At 61.5% G+C, this 17,187-nt stretch carries 14 protein-coding genes; all 14 read right to left on the bottom strand.

Features of this window, described 5'->3' with window-relative positions; all coding sequences use genetic code 11:
• Positions 1 to 70: 70 nt before the first annotated feature.
• The gene (gene recQ, locus PWP93_RS14075; RefSeq protein ID WP_421044888.1) at positions 71 to 1,918 is read right to left on the bottom strand and encodes a DNA helicase RecQ; all 1,848 of its coding nucleotides are present in this window, start codon (positions 1,916 to 1,918) and stop codon (positions 71 to 73) included.
• A 1,203-nt stretch (positions 1,919 to 3,121) separates the two neighbouring features.
• The gene (locus tag PWP93_RS14070; protein WP_421044887.1) at positions 3,122 to 4,102 is read right to left on the bottom strand and encodes an ACP S-malonyltransferase; all 981 of its coding nucleotides are present in this window, start codon (positions 4,100 to 4,102) and stop codon (positions 3,122 to 3,124) included.
• Positions 4,071 to 5,465 (bottom strand): hypothetical protein, encoded by a 1,395-nt coding sequence (locus PWP93_RS14065; RefSeq protein WP_421044886.1) that lies wholly within the window; start codon positions 5,463 to 5,465, stop codon positions 4,071 to 4,073. Before PWP93_RS14065 ends, PWP93_RS14070 begins: the two co-directional genes overlap by 32 nt.
• Positions 5,466 to 5,505: 40 nt before the next feature.
• Entirely contained in the window at positions 5,506 to 6,369 is an 864-nt protein-coding gene (locus PWP93_RS14060; RefSeq protein ID WP_421044885.1) for an outer membrane lipoprotein-sorting protein, read from the bottom strand.
• 10 nt (positions 6,370 to 6,379) lie between these two features.
• On the bottom strand, positions 6,380 to 7,135 hold the full coding sequence (locus PWP93_RS14055) for an SDR family oxidoreductase (RefSeq protein ID WP_421044884.1): 756 nt from the start codon (positions 7,133 to 7,135) through the stop codon (positions 6,380 to 6,382).
• Between the two features lie 40 nt (positions 7,136 to 7,175).
• Entirely contained in the window at positions 7,176 to 8,504 is a 1,329-nt protein-coding gene (locus PWP93_RS14050) for an ABC transporter permease (protein ID WP_421044883.1), read from the bottom strand.
• Complete coding sequence (locus PWP93_RS14045; protein ID WP_421044882.1) at positions 8,501 to 9,187, bottom strand: hypothetical protein; 687 nt, start codon at positions 9,185 to 9,187, stop codon at positions 8,501 to 8,503. Before PWP93_RS14045 ends, PWP93_RS14050 begins: the two co-directional genes overlap by 4 nt.
• Positions 9,171 to 9,878 carry an ABC transporter ATP-binding protein gene (locus PWP93_RS14040; protein ID WP_421044881.1) on the bottom strand — a complete coding sequence of 236 codons (708 nt, stop codon included), beginning with the start codon at positions 9,876 to 9,878 and terminating at the stop codon, positions 9,171 to 9,173. Before PWP93_RS14040 ends, PWP93_RS14045 begins: the two co-directional genes overlap by 17 nt.
• A 63-nt stretch (positions 9,879 to 9,941) precedes the next feature.
• Positions 9,942 to 11,009, bottom strand: a complete 1,068-nt coding sequence (locus tag PWP93_RS14035; protein ID WP_421044880.1) for a hypothetical protein — start codon at positions 11,007 to 11,009, stop codon at positions 9,942 to 9,944.
• On the bottom strand, positions 10,990 to 12,243 hold the full coding sequence (locus PWP93_RS14030) for a beta-ketoacyl synthase N-terminal-like domain-containing protein (RefSeq protein WP_421044879.1): 1,254 nt from the start codon (positions 12,241 to 12,243) through the stop codon (positions 10,990 to 10,992). Before PWP93_RS14030 ends, PWP93_RS14035 begins: the two co-directional genes overlap by 20 nt.
• A gap of 20 nt (positions 12,244 to 12,263) precedes the next feature.
• Complete coding sequence (locus PWP93_RS14025) at positions 12,264 to 14,822, bottom strand: beta-ketoacyl synthase N-terminal-like domain-containing protein (protein ID WP_421044878.1); 2,559 nt, start codon at positions 14,820 to 14,822, stop codon at positions 12,264 to 12,266.
• Positions 14,823 to 15,027: 205 nt separating this feature from the next.
• Positions 15,028 to 16,227: a hypothetical protein gene (locus tag PWP93_RS14020; protein ID WP_421044877.1), complete on the bottom strand. Its 1,200-nt coding sequence runs from the start codon at positions 16,225 to 16,227 to the stop codon at positions 15,028 to 15,030.
• 42 nt (positions 16,228 to 16,269) lie between these two features.
• Entirely contained in the window at positions 16,270 to 16,575 is a 306-nt protein-coding gene (locus tag PWP93_RS14015; protein ID WP_421044876.1) for an acyl carrier protein, read from the bottom strand.
• Between the two features lie 13 nt (positions 16,576 to 16,588).
• The gene (locus PWP93_RS14010; protein ID WP_421044875.1) at positions 16,589 to 17,185 is read right to left on the bottom strand and encodes a 3-hydroxyacyl-ACP dehydratase FabZ family protein; all 597 of its coding nucleotides are present in this window, start codon (positions 17,183 to 17,185) and stop codon (positions 16,589 to 16,591) included.
• Positions 17,186 to 17,187: the final 2 nt, after the last annotated feature.

Here is a 17,187-nt window from a genome sequence, read left to right as displayed (position 1 = left end):
CGACATTTCGGAGGACGGAGAATGTGGCAATCACGTGACACAGCACGAACGCGCCGCCCCGCCAGCGCGCTCAATCGTCGCCGACGACCTCGACCAGCTCCTCGCCGAAGCGTTCGAGCTTGCGCGCGCCGATGCCCGGAATATCACGCAACTCGTCGACCGACTCGGGGCCGTTGCGCGCGATCTCCGCCAGCGTGGCGTCGTGAAAGATCACGTAGGCGGGGACGCCCTCGCTCTTCGCGGTATCGGTGCGCCACAGCCGCAGGCGCTCCCAGCGCCCACGCTGGCGCGGGCTCATGCCGAGGGTCGGATCGGCACGCTCGCTGGTGCGGCTCGACGAGGTGCGCGTACGCGTGGGTTTCACGTAGCGGCGCATCGTGACCTGCTGCTCACCCTTGAGCACGGGCTTGCTTGCTTCGGTGAGCACGAGTGCGCCAAAGCCGTCGTGATCGACGGTGAGATAGCCGAACGCCACCAGTTGCCGGAAAATCGCGCGCCATTCGGCTTCAGAAAGCGCCGAGCCAATGCCGAACGTCGAAATTTTCTCGTGCCCGCGCTGCATGATCTTTTCGTTGCGGTTGCCGCGCAGAATGTCGATCAAATGGCCCGCGCCGAAATTGAAACCGCTTGCGCGCTGCGCGCGAAATACGCACGAAAGCGCCATCTGCGCCTCGCGCGTGGCGTCCCACGTAGCCGGCGGCTCGATGCAGGTGTCGCAGTTGCCGCAGGGCTTGCTCGCTTCGCCGAAGTACGCGAGCAGGCGCACGCGCCGGCACGTGGCGGTTTCGCACAGGCCGAGCAGCGCATCGAGCTTGCCCGTCTGGACGCGCTTGTGCTGATCGTCGGCGTCGGACTCGTCGATCATCTTGCGTTGCTGCACGACGTCACCGAGGCCGTAGGCCATCCACGCATTCGCCGCCAGCCCGTCGCGGCCCGCGCGGCCGGTTTCCTGGTAATAGCCTTCCACGCTCTTGGGCAGGTCGAGGTGCGCGACGAAACGCACGTCCGGCTTGTCGATGCCCATGCCGAACGCGATGGTCGCGCACATGACCACGCCTTCCTCACGCTGGAAGATTTCCTGGTGCTTCTGACGCACCTCGAACTCCATGCCGGCGTGGTACGGCAAGGCGCGCACGCCCTGCCCCTTCAGCCACTCCGCAGTTTCCTCCACCTTACGGCGCGAGAGGCAGTAGACGACACCGGCATCGGTCGTCCCGTCGACGCGCGAATGCTCCGCACGGATGAAGTCGAGCAGCTGCGTGCGCGCATTGTCCTTCTCGACGATGCGGTAGCGGATATTCGGCCGGTCGAAGCTCGAAACGAAGATGCGGGCGTCGTCGAGCGCGAGACGATGCACGATCTCGTCGCGCGTGATCGCGTCCGCGGTGGCGGTCAGCGCGATGCGCGGCACGTCGGGGAAACGCTCGTGCAAGATCGAGAGCTGAATGTACTCGGGCCGGAAGTCGTGCCCCCATTGCGACACGCAGTGCGCCTCGTCGATCGCAAAGAGGCCGATGCGCGCGCGCTCGAGCAGATCGAGAAAGCGCGACGTCATGAGCCGCTCGGGCGCGACATAGAGCAGGTCGATGTCGCCCTCGCGCAGCGAGCGCTCAGTAGCGGCGGCCTCGGCGCCGGTGAGCGTGGAATTCAGATACGCCGCGCGCACGCCGACTTCGGTGAGCGCGGCCACCTGGTCCTGCATGAGCGCGATGAGCGGCGACACCACGATGCCGGCGCCGTGACCCGCTTCGTGGCGCACGAGTGCCGGGATCTGGTAGCACAGGGACTTGCCGCCGCCCGTGGGCATGAGCACGAGGGAATCGCCGCCCGCCGCGACATGCTCGACGATCTCGGCTTGCTGCCCTCTAAAGGCGGGATAACCGAAGACTTCGTTGAGAATTTCGAGGGAGCGGGACATGAAGGCGGCACACGTGATGAGGCGGGGTTGCCGCATTTTACCAACCCCTACCCGCCCCGACCGCCAATCTCCGCGACATTGGCCAAACGGCAGTGGGGCGGACTGCCGCGCGGCCCGACGCGGCCCGCTGCGCACGCGGGCAACGCTAATCCGTGGGCAATGCCAGTTTCACGTCCTTGAACGTCAACAGCACACGACGCTCGCCGTCCCGAGCCTCGATCAGATCGCGATGCATCGACACGCAACGCTCGCCGGCATACATGATCATCAGCGGCACGAGTGCAACACAATAAAGCGGCACGAAGCCCGCCCCCGGCGCCCACTTCTCGAATGCCGCGCACACGAGCGCCGCCCAGATGACCGTCGACACGAGATAGAGCGTATAGCGCCCGATTGCGGACATGCCCAACCAGCGGCTCGTCGCCCCGGCGAGCTGAATGAACCGCTCATCCGCCTTGCCCATCAGCAATTCGCCCGTCAACGTGGCGCGTCTTGACCGGGACGCAAAGCCAATCATGAAAGCGCACACAATCACCAGCAAGATTGCAAAGGCCACCACGAACGGCGCGTAGCCGTAACCGTGCTCCAGCGAGTAAGCGGGCTTGTGTCGCACCGGCAGCACCAGCGCGAAATTGGTGACGATAGCGAAAAACAGATCGGCCGCGATCAGTCGCCGCGCGCGATGCGGCGAAGGCGTCGCGGACTTGCCGCCGAGAATCCGCAGCGCGTCCTGAGCCCCCGCATGCGCCGCAATAAGCGAAAAGCCCGCCGTCGCGGCAGGCAGCAGCAGCAGGGTGTAGCACCAGGCATAAAGGCCGAGATGCTGCGGAACGAGTGTCATCGCTAGCGCACAGCTGAGCGCCGCAAACGCAAATCCCACCGCCGCCGCCAGCCAGGGACTTCGCGCCAGCGCGCCCCGCCACGTCCTGTCCTCAGTGTCGGTCGGCCATTGCGGATTATGGTCAAAGACCTTGCCTGCGCGAATCGTGTAGAACCAATAGCCGCCACTGTCCCGGGCAATGGCAAAAAAAACCGACGCGGAAATCATGCCGAGCCCTGCAATCGCCTGGACGGCCGTGAGGCCGGGTGCGTTGCGCGTCAGCGAGGACACCAGTATGGTGGCGATCACGGCAGTCACGGCGGCGGTCGCCATCACGCGGCGCCTGAGGTATTCAGAAGAGTTCGGCACCATCGCAACCTCGCTCAGCAAACGGGCTTGGCTGGCTCGCATTGCGCGGACCAGTCGTCGAAGCACGAAACGTCGAGCTGTGCGCCCATGGCGTAATGCGACGCGAGCATGTATGTGAGCATTTTTTTCGCCCCCATTTCCGCAAAACGCCTGCAGCCGCGGTCGAGCATCGCGCCCATCGTTTCTCGCCACCGCACCGTTTGGGTCAGGTGGCCGCACAGGTTTTCGACGATGACGTCCACGTCCTCTTCGACGCTGGCGCTCAGGTTCATATAGACCGGATGCACCGGCTTGCGAACCGGAACCGCGCGAAGCGCCTCGCGCAAACGCGGCACGGCAGGCGCCATCAGATGGCTGTGCCACGCGCCATTGACCGGCAGCTTCACAACGTCGTAGCCACCGCGCTGCACCTCCCCGATCATCGCCTTGACGTCCGATGCCGTTCCCGACAGCACCTGCTGACGCGGTGAATTATCGTTGGCGATCTGCACGCGCTCACCGACGCCCGCTTCGTCTAGCAGGCGCTGCAGCGTGGACCGCTCGATGCCTTTCACGACGTACATCGCGCCGTCGCTCGCCTCGGCCATTTCTTCCATCAGGTTGGCGCGCGCGGTAATCGCCTTGAAGAGCGTCGGCATGTCGAAAGCGCCCGCGCCATAGAGCGCGGCGTACTCGCCCGCGCTGTGCCCCGCGAAGACAGGCCGCTCGATCGGCATGCGCTCGCGCAAGCGCTCGAACATCGCGACGCTCACCGTGGTCACGGCAAGCTGCTGAAAGCGCGTGCGCGTAAGCCTGGTCATCGGCCCTCTGCGGCACAGCTTGCGCACGTCGACCCCGGAGAAGTCGCTCGCGCAGTCCCACACGGCGTTCGTGGCGGGTGAAACGTCGCAAACCTCGGCCCCCATGCCGATGGCCGGATTTCCTTGCCCCGGGAACAGAAAAACGTGATCAGAGATCACACGCTCAAACGATGATTCGCGTTCCTGCATAAACATACCCCCTCCTGCCGAATTGCCCGAATTCAGAACGGCTCGAGCCGAAACTCATCGATACGCCCGTATAGAGTTCGACGTGATTGCTAGCGTAGGTGCTCACTCGTGCGTTGACGTACGCACTGCCGTCGACCAGATTCGTTGTTGCCGACGCGGTCCAGTCGAGCTTGCGAATCGCCTGCTTCTTTGAACTAACGAAGACGGTCGCATAGTGCTTGCCGAGCAGGTTGCCCCCGCGATTCGCGTTATCGGTTTCCGAACCGAAGAGACTCGAATATTGGTCATAGCCCGACGCCAGGCTGTTGGCGACCGGAGGCGGCAAGCCTTTCGCATAGCCGCCGTTGATAAACGTGACCGTATCGAAGTAGCTCTTCCATTCGTTGCGGCTATAACCCTGGCTCTGGCCGTAGTACTCGATGCCGTATTCCGTACGCTCGGAATCGGTGTAGCGCAGGCCAATGGCAATATCGGTGCGCGCGCCGGTCCGGTCGATTGAAAAAGGATTGCCGACGTTCTCATACGAGCGGATGGCCGCCGCCTTGGCCATGTTCAAATGACGCCAGCGCTGCCCCTTGCTGACCGACGCCTGCGCGCCCAGCATGAGGTTGTCCGTCAAATAACCGCTGGTGCCCACGCCGAGCACGTTGTAGTCGCCCACCACCGCGGCGACAGTAGGATTGAAATTGCTCAGCGCCGAAGACGTGTATGCCGCGTAAAAGCGATTGTTGGAGTTGGTGCGCTCGAGCGAGCTCCATTTTTCCGCGGATTGCGCCTCGTCGTTGTTGGTCGCAAGCTTCGGCAAGTAAGCGAGGTCGATCGTGCCATGGTCGTTGTAAGCCGTCACGCCCACGCCCACCGACCCTTCGCGGTAGAACCCGTAGCGGTTCGTGTCGCCATTGTTGACGAACGTCGAACGCAGATTCCCGGACGTATTGCGAACCACGTCGAGCGGATTCTGCGAAAACAGATTGCCGTTATTGCGCTCGATCTTGCCGACGTCGAGGAAGATCTGCTCGGAAGGCTTCCAGGTGACGTACCCCTCGTTGAGGATGGCAAGACCGCTGTCCTTCTTGCCGTCGAGCGTGCCGGGATCTTCCGTACCCGCCGCGTACTGCGCGCCCGCCGTCGCCTTCGCGCTGATCTGCTCGGAGAACTGGCATGAGACCGTCCCGCTGGCATAGCCATCGAAGGCGAAATTCCTGCGGAATGCGTCGTCGCCCCACAAGCTGTCGCGCGTGAACGTGTCGACGCCCTCCAGGCCCACGTAGCCGCGCGCTGAGGCGCACTCGAGCGCATGCGCCGGCGTCGCGGACCACTGCGCCCCCAGCGCGGCAAAACACGTTAATGCAACCCGGTTCTTCCCCATCTCTGTCCTGTCATGTCATGTTCACAGCGGCTCGGGCGGATCAATTCATCCGCATGAGATAGTCGACCTGGAAATAGCTTTCCGGCAGCGACTCGAAACGCACATCGGAATAGTCCATAGTCGTGTAGTTTTCCTTACGAAGCGAATCCTCGACGATGATCCGATGCGGACGCATTTGCCCAAGGTCCGTACGATAGTCGCTGTAATACGAGCGCTTGATCACCACGCCGGAATCGGACATGAAATCGGCTCGCCACGGATAGAACGTATCCTTCTCGACCCAGTACATGATCTTCGGGTACGTCACGAACGGCCAGCGCCGCTGCAAAGAGAGGCGATAGCACACCGTCTTGCCGCAAGGCTCCTCGCCCTGCAGCTGCGAGACATACGAATAATCGAAATCCGCCGCAACGACGTCGCCGTTCGAGATCTGCCCAATGAGCCGCTGCTGCTTGGAGATCGGTATCGGCCGGCGCAGATCCGGCGCGTAGTACCACATCTTTTCGTAGTCCGACAGCATGGCCTTGCCCTTGTCCTTGACCGGCTCGATAAAGCGCACGAGCGCGCGTGCGTCGCCCTTCTTCGCACGCTCCGCGGGTTTGTAAAAGCGCATGGAGATGTCGAGCGTCTGCTGCATCACGCTCCTGCCGCCTTGAAATTCGTTCAGCTTCACGGTGTAGCGGAACGACTCGTTCGGCGCACGAATGCGATCGGCCATGCGAATGATCTGCTGGGCCTGCGCGTCCTGCTGCACGGGAGCACCGTTTTCGCTCGGTGCCGACGGGATGGACGGCTGGGCTACGGTGGACGCCGGCAGCGCGAGAGGAATCGCGTCGTTCGCCAATGCGACCGATGCAGCCCCCGCGAGCAACGCCGCAACCAGCGCTATATTCTTGTGCTTCATCGGCGCCTCCTCAGGCTGCGAGCCCGCCGCCCAGATCAGCCAGCACCGTCGCGCCGCGAATAGCCGAGGATTTCGGCGACATCAGGAACGCCACGATTTCAGCGACCTCTTCGGGCTCGATTGCCCAGCGGCGCTTGCCCGCTTCGAAACGCGCAACCGCTTCCGGCCACATTTCCTTGAGAATCGGTCCCATGTCCGTATTGACGAGACCGGCGCAGACGCCGTTGACTCGCACATTGCGGTCGTAGAGTTCGACTTCAAGATAGCGCACGAGATTTTCGAGCGCCGACTTCATGATGCCGAGCGGATACTTCGGCATGACCACGCGGCTGCCCATGCTCGAGAGAATGCAGATCGTGCCGCCGTTCTTCATCATCGGAACCACTTCGTTCACGCACGCCACGTTGCCGACGAGATTGCTGTTGAGCAGCAGTTTCCAGTCGAACTTGTTCATCTCGAGGAACGGCTTGAAGGGCGAGGAAGCGGCATTCAGCACGAGATGGTCGATCTGATCGACGCCATCGGCACGCAGTGCCTTCATCATGTTCTCGACATCACGAGTCTCGGCAATATCGCCCTTGGCAAGCTTGATATCGATACCCTTCGCCTCATCGCTCTGGATGAAGCGCTGCAGATTCGCAATCGACTTGCCTTGCTCCGAGCGGTAGTTCAGCACCAGATCGTAGCCCTCTGCGGCCAGCACGCGTGCAATCGCGAAACCAATGCCACGGCCCGCCCCAGTAATCAAAACTCGTTGCTTCTTCATTGACTTCTCCCTTGGTAGTCGATAAATATTGATATGTACTTCAAACAAATCGGAATGCTTCAGCAATGACGAGATTCGCAGCCCGCCGCGCCGGCATGATCGAAGCGATGACGGCAGTGACCAGTGGCAGCGCGCACGCAAACCAGAACAAACGGTAATCGCCAGTCCACCTGACGAAGGCCAGATATCCCTGGGTGTAGCCCGGCGAAGGCGGCATCGGCACGCCGTTGATGTTGATCAGCTCCGCAAGACCGATCCCCAGCACGACGCTGATCAGCGCGCCGAGCAGGCCGATCACGATGCCCTCGAGCATGAAGAGCCGCCCCACGTGGCGCTTCGTAAGACCGAGAGCACGCAGCGTCGCGATCTCCCGGGTGCGCTCGATGACGCTCATCATCAAGGTGTTGCCGATCATGAAGACGACGATCACACTGACCAGCGCCTTGATGAAAAAGAAAATGCCCTCGAACAGATTGACGACCTGGTGGTAGTACACGGCAAGATCGGACCACGAGCGCGCCTCGAGCGGCAGATTGCGCGCCTTGATGATTTCGTCGATGCGCCGCATGGCCGCGTCGGTATAGTCCGTATCGTCGAGCAGGATGATGACCCGGCTCACGTTCGGGGTCTGCAGCAACCGCTGCACGGTCTTGAGCGGCAACTTGATGTTGGTGTCGTCGTATTCCTTGATGCCCGAGGAGAAAATGCCGCGAACCTGTACCGACATTGCGTTTTGCCCGCCTCCAGGCGTCACCACGAGCAGATCGGTGTAGTCGTCGTACTGCGCCTTGAGCGCCGCTGCAACGCCCGAGCCGATCGTCACACCCTGCGGCTGGATACGCGAGAGATCGCTTCCGGACACCACGCGATCGAGCGCGCCAATTTCGAGCGAAGTCTCGGGCTCCACGCCCACACCCGTAAAAAAGGTCGACACACCGCTTTCATAGCGGGAAATGATTCCCGAGAACTCGATGCGGCCGGTCACGGTCTTGATGTGCGGCCCGATCACTGGGTCGGTGCGCAGGATCTGCGCGATCTCGTCATAGTTGGAAATGCTGTGCGTCATGGTGCCGACCGCCGCGCCGCTCTCGAGATAGCCTTTCTCGTAGAGCTGGATGTGCCCGACATTGGTGCGGATCGTCTGCTCGCGCAAAGCCCAGAAGGAATAGTCGACAAAGCCGCCGAACAGAAATACCGCGACACCGCCGAGGACGATGGCGAGCAACGTCATACCCGAGCGCCTGCGCTGGCGAAACAGATTCAGAAAAACATATTGAATGTCGGTGCGGCGCCAAAGGCACGCGCCGAGCGCCACCGCGAGGGCATAGACCATCACGGCGTTCGACAGATAAAACATTGCAGTGCTCATCGCTGCTCCTTCACGACGGGTTCCAGCACGCGGGCAATCTCGACCGGCGCAAGCGGCGGCGGCGGCGGCGCAGTTGCCGCACGCTCCGGATTACCGCCCGCCAGCGACCAGCTCTGGCGGCACGCGTCCTGAGCACGCTCCTGCATGAACCCGATCATCGGCATCAGGTCGCGCGGCACCGCCGCGTCCCCGTCGAGGTACGCGATGTCCTTGAGCGCAATCACGCAGCGTCCATTCGAAGGCGGAGAAAAGGCATCCACTCGCGTGCGCAGGTAGCGCAGCCTCCAGTTGTCCGGTGCACTCTCCGCCGCCTCGTCGACATAGAAAAATCCTTGCTTCGCACGCTCGGCCGCCTGCAAGAAATTCTTTTTGTCGAGATACTGCAGCGCCAGACGCAACTGGCCGTATCCGTAGTACATCTTGGCGTCGAGGTCCGCCGGATTACGCGTGAGCGTCGTCCTGAGCGCCGACACCGCACGATCGAGGTCGGAACCCGACACGCGCTGCGCAATCGCAAGAATCGCCTGAGCACGGGCGTCGCCTGCGCTCTGTTTGCTCAGGGCGGACAACATTGCCGCGCTTTGCGTCGCATCGCTCGCCGGGGTATCCGCCATGGCCTGCGCGCTCGCGAAAAGCGTCGCGACGATGGCGCCGCGCAATAGCGCCTTAATTTTGCTGCCCATCCCGCTTGAGCCTCCCATCCTCGATCTCAATGACGCGTCGCGCCCGGTCCTTCAGTTGCAGTGAGTGGGTGGAGATCACGAACGTGGTCTGCAACTCTTTGTTCATGTCGAGCAACAAATCGACGATCTCCTCGCCCGTGTGCGTATCCAGATTGCCCGTCGGCTCATCGGCAACGACGAGGGCGGGACGCTTCACGAGCGCACGCGCAATGGCGGCACGCTGCTGCTGCCCACCGGAAAGCTCTCCCGGCCGGCGTTTGTAATGCGCGATCAGCCCCACGCGCTCGAGCATCGACATCACTTCGTCACGCGCGTCGGCACGACTGTGCCCATTGAGCATCAACGGGTAGTACACGTTGTCGAATATGCTGAGGACCGGCAGCAGGTTGAAAAACTGAAACACGAACCCGATCGTCTTCGCCCGCAGCGCAGCCGCCGCGACGTCGCTCAAACTGCCGAAATCGTGGTTCAGGAGCAATGCGCGCCCTTCGGTAGGCGCATCGATGCCGGCCATCAGATTGAGCAACGTGCTCTTGCCGCTGCCCGACGGACCGCACAACGCGACGAATTCGCCCGGCCGGATCGCGAGATCGATGCCCTTTAGCGCATGCACTGCACCGGCACCCGTTCCGTAACGCTTTCCCGCGCCCTGCATGTGGACGATCGGCAAGGGTTGCACGTTAATCGTCATGATTGAATCCCCTATGGCGCCCGTCGGTTGCGCGTTGCGTCAAACGCAAAATCATCACAATCCTCATTCATTAACCCTCGCCTCGAGCGAGCCGTTCCAGCATTCCATTGCCCAGACACCGCCTCGCCCGTCGTCCGCGCTGATCAACGCATGACTGCCCGCTCGCCACTCCGGTGCGCTGGTCAAATGGGAAAGCGCGAGCATGGGATTCATGCATCCACTGTCGCCATAAACGTCGCAAACCGAGAGATAGCGCTTGCCAATCGCAGATGCCGCATAGGCCTCGCGCTCCAGTTCACGCATGGCGGCACTCGGATGCAGGCCGGCCAGGACGTATGCAGTGCGCTCGTTGCCACGTGCCTTCCACGCGCTGGCGAGATGCTCGCGCGCAAGCTGCTGGTGCTCTGGCAACTGGCTATACGACGTGATGGCGATCGACATGCCCTGCGCAGGACGCCGGCGCAGCACGACACAGCCGGCGCGCTCGACGCTCGGACACGGCGTGCCCAGCTTCGCTCGCGCGCCGCCGTGCAACGCCACGCGCTCCGCCGCCGAAGACAGCACCATGAGAGGCAAGCTTCGAAACAACCCCGCGACCACGACCGTATCCATTTCATTGGAATTCAGCAGATCGGACGCCAAACGAATCGCATGCATGAAACCATTGCGCTCCCCGCGCACCTTGCACGAAAAGTCCCGGAATCCATAGTCTCGAAGGATCGGCTTGGGTAGCAGATCGAGACTGATGACGTCCCGCCAGCTGTTCGCGCCCTCGAACGTGGCAGTCTCTCCCCACGCGTCGAAATAAACGAATGCGGAACGCTGCTTGCGAATCTGCGTTTCCAGCTTCCTGCCGACCTGGTCGAAGGCATTTCGGCAAACCTTCGCAACCGCGTTGAGCGCTTCGCGATACGCGGCCCGGCGCATCTGTTCGCTGTCCGCCTCCGTGTCTGGCAAGCCGAAGCGGCTGAATAGCCATTCCTGCTGCGCCTGACGCCGCTGCGCCTGTTTGAAAAAGCGCGCTTCGTTGGCGTTGAACCAGCTCGGCTCGAAGGGGACGAACGCGTGCCCGCTTTCCACCATGCTGATCCCGAACACGCCGATCGCGCTATCAGGAACTACGCAGTTCATGCAAACCTCCGGACAGTGGCCCCTGCGTCAAGACACACGCAATAACGGAGCCGTCGAGACCGAGTGTGGTCTTCAGAATCGGGCCGCCAGCGAGCGGCAGCGCGTTGCGATTGGCATGAACATCGACCTGCAACGTGTCGTCGAAAGGCAGTTGCGTTTGAGCGGAAACCACTTCCTGCTTCGCGATCGCATCGGAAATCACAATGAGATCGAGCAGTCCGCTACAGACCGACATGTAGCCGGTCTGAGCCTTGTACGTCACGACAGGCACGCCTTTTTTTCCCCATATCTTCAGGATTGCCATCGCCTCGGACTTGTCGCTCGCCGGTGCACCGTTGGCGTGCGGAACCACGCAAGCGATGTCCTCGGGCTTGAGCCCCGCTGCCTCGATTGCCCGTTCCATCGTTGTGGCAATCCCGCGGAAATCCGCTGTCATCGCGCCGCCCGCCTCCCCACTGCTTTGATACGACACGCAGCTGGCGATGTGTATGCGGGACGACGTCGTCGCACCGGGCGTTTCGTCCCCGGCTTCGAGCAGGAGCGCGCAGGCACCATCCGCGGGCAACATGCCACCGCTCTGCGCCGAGAACGGTTGCGAATTGCCGACGCTCAATACCCCCTGCCCGCCCATGAATACAATGTCCTGCAGCGTGTATTGCATCCAGCCAGCTACAAGTGCCCTGCGCGTGAAGCCCGAACGTATCGCCTGCCAGCCGAGATAAAGCGACGACATCGCGGAGCAACTGGCCGTATAGATCGGAACCGGCGGTGCAGCCAGCCGATATCGGGCCGCAAGCCGATGAGCGAATTCGTCCTGGGCGTAACTGGAGATATTCAGTCCCTTGAGTTTCTCCGGGAAATACAGCCGATCTTCGTCGTCGTTCCGGTTCTCGTAGCCCGCGAAATCGCCGTAATCGGGTCGCATGCCGTGGCCTGCCAGATACACCCGCAAATCCGGGTCGGCAAGGCTGGCTTCATCGAGATTCGAGTTTTGCAGTGCTTGAGCAATGACCTGCTCCAGCGCCTGTTGCACTCGCTCCATCACGGGCATCCGTGCCGCATCCCCGACGAAGAATCTCGCGTGATGCGGATTTCCGGGAAGGCGCAGGTCCGTGGCTTCGCGATCGCTCGCGAACCACGGCTGGGCAGCCACGCTCTCGCGGGCAGCCAGCCGCCGAACGAGTTCGTCGGGACTGCCCGCATAAGCACATTCGAGTCCGGCGCCGCCCAGCAATACCGGGACGTTGACAGTCATCAGGCACCTGCCCGGAGCACGTACGCGTAGTGATTGCCGCCTTCCGTTGCGCCCAGAACGAGCGCCGTGCGTACCTGCTTGCGCTGGAGGGTCGTGACAAACTGGATGTCGTTGGCGCTGAACGTCTTCGTATAAGGAATCGGCGGAATTTCGCCGCGACGCATGATCTCCAGAACGACGATCATGTTCAGCATTCCGCTGCACGACTCCACGTTGCCGAAGTAGCCGTTGTAGTTGACCACCGGCACCTGTGCCACGCGCTCGCCGAGAACCGTGCGAATCGCCCCCAGTTCAGCGGCGTTGCTCAACGCCGTCCCGTCGCTGTTGCCGCATACCAGGTCGATCTCGTCGATACCGATTCCGGCCTCGTCGAGCGCCTGCCGGATCGACGTCGTAATCGACGCGCATCGCGGCTCCACGGCATCGCGGTCAAAATAGCTTGCGTCGCAAGCCTTGCCGTAGCCAAGAACCTCCGCAAGCACGGGCACGCCTCGCGCCCTGGCGTAGTCGACATCCTCCAGGAAGAGCATGCCCGCACCTTCGCCCATCAAGTAGCCCTTGCCGTTCTGACCGTAGACTTCGTACGCTTCGGGACGGTCCGCCAGTTGCAGGCCATCGTTGATTGCTTGCAGATAGGACCAGAACTGCATGGGCCTTTCGTCGGCGCCGCCCACGATCACCTGCGGCTGCAGGCTCTGGCGAATCAGCTCGTAGCCGTAGCCCAACGCGCCGAAGGCCGCATTGTTGCCGGTCGCCAGCGTCGTGTTGTAGCCCTTGATGCCTTCCGTGATCGAGCAGAACGTGGCGATCGCATTCATCAGCGCGCCAGGGAACTCCGACGTGCGGACTTTTGTGGGCTCCGGAATCATGCTGCGCATGTATGTTTCGACGGTCGTGCGCGGACCTTTCGCCATGCCCAGCACCAGTCCCAGATCGTGACCGTCGCGCCGGATCTTCCGGTTCGCGCCCTTGAGCGCCTGAGTCAGGGCAAGCAGCGCGAACGTGCAAATGGGGTTGGCCCTGCGTTCGTCGAAGCGACGCAGATATTTGCGCGGATCGAGATCGTCGACCGCGTGCACCCAGATTTCCCGCTCACCGAGCGTTTCGACCACTTCCGGGCTGAAAATGCTCAGGAGGTGTCTCTTCACTTCGTTGCGCACGGACGGGTGATCCACGAGACCTGCGAACGAGTGACTTTCGTCGACCTCGCCGGTGAGCCTGACCTTCCGTCCAGACGACTTGCCGCTCCAGACGACTTCGAAGATTTCCTCGATGTCGTGCCCCGCCGATGCAACCGCACCCATGCCCGTGATGCCAACCCGCTTCGGCTCATATGATGTTGTCGGCACGATACCCGAGCGAGTGCTGGAAATAATGCAGCAGTTGTTGCCGCCGAACGCATAGTTGTTCTTCATGAACACGCCGACGTCCGCAGACTGAAACTCATTGGGCACGTAGTTCAAGTCGCAGGTGGGACGAGGCACGGTGAAGTTCAGCGTCGGCAAAATCTTCTTTTCTGGGAGCGTCAGGTAGCAGGCGATCAATTCGATGATGCCGGCTGACCCGATGTTGTGTCCCACGTAAGCTTTCGTCGAGCTCACCGGAATATTCCCGATAGTGGGGAACACCTTCTTCATCGCCAGCGTCTCTGAGCGGTCGTTAGCGTCCGTTCCGGTTCCGTGGGCGTTGATGTACTGGATGTCATGCGGCTGGAGTCCGGCATTGTTCAGCGCCGAGCGCATCACCTGGACCGCGCCTTCCGCACGCGGGTCGGGAGCCGTTTCGTGGTACGCGTCACCAGACGTTGCGTACGAAACGATTTCCGCGTAGATGGTCGCGCCACGCGCAACCGCGTGCTCGTACTCCTCTAGCATCAGCGCGCCCGCGCCTTCGCCGATCGACATGCCTGGCTCGCCCGAGAACGGGCTCGCAGGACTGCGCTTCATCGCGTGCAGCGCGTAGAAGCCCGCAAAGGTCGGCAGGTAAAGCGGTTCCGTGCCGATGACGAGAACAGCCGGATTTTTGCCATTCTGAATCTGGTCGAATCCCATGCCGATTGCATTGGTGCTCGCGGTACACGCAGTGGCCACCAGTTCGAAGCCGCCTTTCAGGCCGAGCAGCGCCGAAACGATCGCGCTGGGCGAAGCAAAGCTGCCGGAAACGACCATCTTCCTGAGAGAGAAAATTTCGTAATTCTCTTCCAGGATGGGCATATAGGCTTCGGTGCCTGCGGACGAGATACCGATGATCAAGCCCGTTTTCTCCCGCAATTCCGCCGATGCAGCACCCGCACGCTTGAGCGCTTCGTGGCCGACCTTGTAGGCCCACAGCGCAGCCTTGTCGAGCAATTCCGCACGCTCGGCCGGCAAGTCCTCGTAGACGACTTCGCGCAACACTTCCGACGCGTTCGCCCCATCGAACCAGGGCTGATAGTGTTCGCTCGGCTGAATCCCGCAGACTTTATTGAAGAGCGCTTCCTTGAATTCGTCCACGTTATCGGCGATGGACGACATATGCCCCATCCCCGTGACTACGACCCGCTTACGCTGCGTTTGCATATATTCTTCCACCTTATCTCTACCTGGACCCAGTATTCCCGGGTGCCCCGATATGGCATCAATTGATATGTAGTCCGATGCAAAATCGCCTGAGCGCTGCTCGGCGTGGCTTCGCATCGATCCGCCCGCAGCCCCCCCGGCAGGCGGATCGATGAGGCAGTCTCCACGACCGCCCGATGCTTGCGTGAACTACGCCGTTCGGCGCTTAGTTGGCCGCTGCCATGGCCTGCTTCTTGCGCTCGATCTGCTCGAGCAAGTGCTTCGGCTTCGCCGGATCGACGTAGCTGTGCTCCGACGGGTTGACCATGAAGCTGAAGTTGCGCAGGAACGGAATCGCGGTAGTTCTGAGCTCGGCGTCGCCCTTCGCCGTCACCACTCGCAGCGGACCGATATCCGCATAAGCCAGCGCCTGGTTCAACATCGCGCGGCCCACATGCCGGCCGTCTTCCGTGACCGTGCCACACACCATCACCTCACCGATCTTCTGATCGCCGCAGTAGATGACGTCGCCTTGCGCGGCGGCTGCAGCGTGCTCGCCCTGGAGCTCGAACCCCACCGCACGACGGGTCACCCCCTGTGCAAGACGTTGTTCGAGCGCGGCCTTGCCGACGAAATCGTCCTTCGTGTAACGCAGCGCCCACTGCATCTGCAGCTCGACGGGGCAGCGCGAAAATTCGGCGAGCACCGCGGGATCCCAGCACGGGTTCTCGATCCGCACATGGCGCTGATAGTCGAGGCCGCCAACAGCCATATCGAACTTCTTGCCGGCTTCCACGGCCTGTTGCCACACATCGACGAGCCGCTCGGTCGGCAGGATGAACTTGTACGAGAACTCGCCGTGCTTGCCCGCACGGAACAGAATTTCATCGTCGCCGACATACATGTATTCATGGAACGGCAGGCCAATCACGTCCATGCCGAACATCCCGGCCATCAGCTCCCACGCGTAGGGGCCTTCGAAATGCAGCACGCCACGTTCGCCATCGAGCGATTTCACCCCGTCGATTTCGCTGAACTCGTCCTTGCAGCGATCGACAGCGGCCAGCATCAGGTCGCGCAGTTGATTGCCTGTCAGCCATTCCGTAACGACGATGAAGCGCTCCTCGTCGCACAGGATGTAGACGTCGGTGACGATCTTGCCGTTCTCGTCCAGCATCACCGTGTACATGCCCTGCTCGTCGCGCAGCGCGGAGACGTCACCGCCAACGATCGTATTGAGCACTTCGTAGGCATCCTCGCCGGCGATTTCGGCGATGCCCATATGGGAGTAATCGGTCAGCAGAATGTGCTTGCGGGCGGCAGCGACTTCGCGCGCGGTATCGCCATAGCTCAGCGGGATTTCAACACCATTGCGCACGCCCATCTTTGCGCCGTGGCTGATATGCATGTCTTTCAGGCTCGTCATAGCTTGCTCGTCTCTTTGTGTCGAGTTTGGATCGGACTTTCGTCAGGCTGCGTTAGCTTGTGCGTCTTTGCTGCGCTCCAGAATGAACGACGCAAGCGTATTGATGCTTCGCAGATAGGAAGGCTCGTCACCCTCCGACACGCGGATGCCAAAGGATTCGTCGAGCAGCACGAACACTTCGGTTGCATCGACCGAGTCGAGACGCAGGCCGCTGCCGAACAGCGGCGTGTCGTCGTCGATCTGCTCGACGGTCTGCGGAAGATTGAGACGCTGAATCAGCCCCGCCTTGAGTTTTTCGAGCACAGCCTTGCGTCGCTCGACATCGTCCAGGATCGTTGAATTGGTCATTTCTTTTCGCTCTTTATCGTGAGATTCCGGCAGCAACATTGCTACCGAGCTTGTCCCGGTAGGTCCGGAAATTGATAATGGTTCCCTCTACAACGACGTGGCGCCCGACGCGCGCCTCCACGTTGAAATGATTGAAACCCTGGGTATCGGTAAACGCCAGCCGGCACTCGGCATAGATCGTGTCCCCCGGATAGACCACCCTTTTGAACTTGACGTTCTGCGCAGCCAGAAACCCGATCACCTGGGATTTTTGCTCTTTTATGATGCGCCTACCTTCTGGTGTGCTAATTATTTCAGCAACGTCTTCGAAACGCTTGGCGGCACGCCCCGTCTCCTTCTCGTATGCCGCGCAGACGTCGTTGAAGAAGGCGCAGTATTCGCCTGCCTGACCAAAGATCTCCGCGATCATCACGCCGGGCATGACCGGATTGTCGGTAAAGTGGCCGGCAATATAGGACTCGTTGAAGGTGACGTGCTTGACAGCAGTGATGCTCGGCTTGGGGCCGACCACGATATCGGCAATACGGTCCACCATGAATATCGGGGATCGCCACACGCCGATCTCAAACAGCTGCTGCGCGGGCATCAGACTACGATCTAGTTTAGACATGA

It is taken from the genome of Paraburkholderia sp. A1RI-2L (assembly GCF_048957375.1).
Taxonomy (GTDB): Bacteria; Pseudomonadota; Gammaproteobacteria; order Burkholderiales; family Burkholderiaceae; genus Paraburkholderia.
The sequence above is the reverse complement of the archived record's forward strand: the minus strand, read 5'-3'. Positions and strand labels throughout refer to the sequence as shown.